The 1,115-nt window shown below is 44.8% G+C and carries 1 protein-coding gene; it reads right to left on the reverse strand.

The features are described from left to right. The coding region (locus tag ACJJVN_RS00045; protein ID WP_405376588.1) for an SdrD B-like domain-containing protein at positions 1-1,115 on the reverse strand (1,115 nt) is incomplete at both ends.

The raw sequence follows: 1,115 nt of genomic DNA on the forward strand, positions 1-1,115 counted from the left end.
TTCTACATCTACTCCTGATAAACCTAGTTCACCTGCGTCTTGTATTCCATTTCCGTTTGGATCATTGAATACCACACCGCTTACTGTTCCTGTTGTTGCTGGATTACTGAATCCGTCGTCTGTTGAAGCCGTATCCATTCCTGCTGCTACAGTTACTGTCTCTGGATCTGAACCTACTGTTGTTAATGTAGATCCGATTGGATCGATAACATCTACATCGGTAGCTCCTACTGGAACTGTTGCTGTCCAATCTCCGTTCGCATCCGTTGGTACAGTTTGTACATTTCCATTTGAATCGGTAATCTCTACATCTACGTTTGCTAATCCAGGCTCGCCTGCATCTTGTATTCCGTTTCCGTTTTGATCATCGAACACTGTTCCGCTTACTGTTCCACTTGTTAGTGGCTCGGTATAACCATCATCAGTACTTGGAGTATCTACTCCTACTACTGCAGTGATCGTTTCTGGATCAGATCCTACTGTACTTAACACAGCTCCTGCTGGTAATGTTGCTTCATCTACATCTACTGATGTACTTCCTGCTGGTACCGTAGCTATCCAGTTTCCGTTGGCGTCAGTTGTTACTGTTTGTAACACTCCGTTAGCATCGGTAATTTCTACATCTACTCCTGCTATTCCTGGCTCACCTGCGTCTTGTATTCCATTTCCGTTTGGATCATTGAATACCACACCGCTTACTGTTCCTGTTGTTGCTGGATTACTGAATCCGTCGTTTGTTGACGCCGTATCCATTCCTGCTACTGCAGTTACTGTCTCTGGATCTGAACCTACTGTTGTTAATGTAGATCCGATTGGATCGATAACATCTACATCGGTAGCTCCTACTGGAACTGTTGCTGTCCAATCTCCGTTCGCATCCGTTGGTACGGTTTGTACGTTTCCGTTTGAATCGGTAATCTCTACATCTACGTTTGCTAATCCAGGCTCGCCTGCATCTTGTATTCCGTTTCCGTTTTGATCATCGAACACTGTTCCGCTTACTGTTCCACTTGTTAGTGGCTCGGTATAACCATCATCAGTACTTGGAGTATCTACTCCTGCTACTGCAGTAATCGTTTCTGGATCAGATCCTACTGTACTTAACACAGCTCCTG

Origin of the sequence: Nonlabens sp. Asnod3-A02 (genome assembly GCF_045063755.1) — a bacterium.
GTDB lineage: Bacteria > Bacteroidota > Bacteroidia > Flavobacteriales > Flavobacteriaceae > Nonlabens > Nonlabens xylanidelens.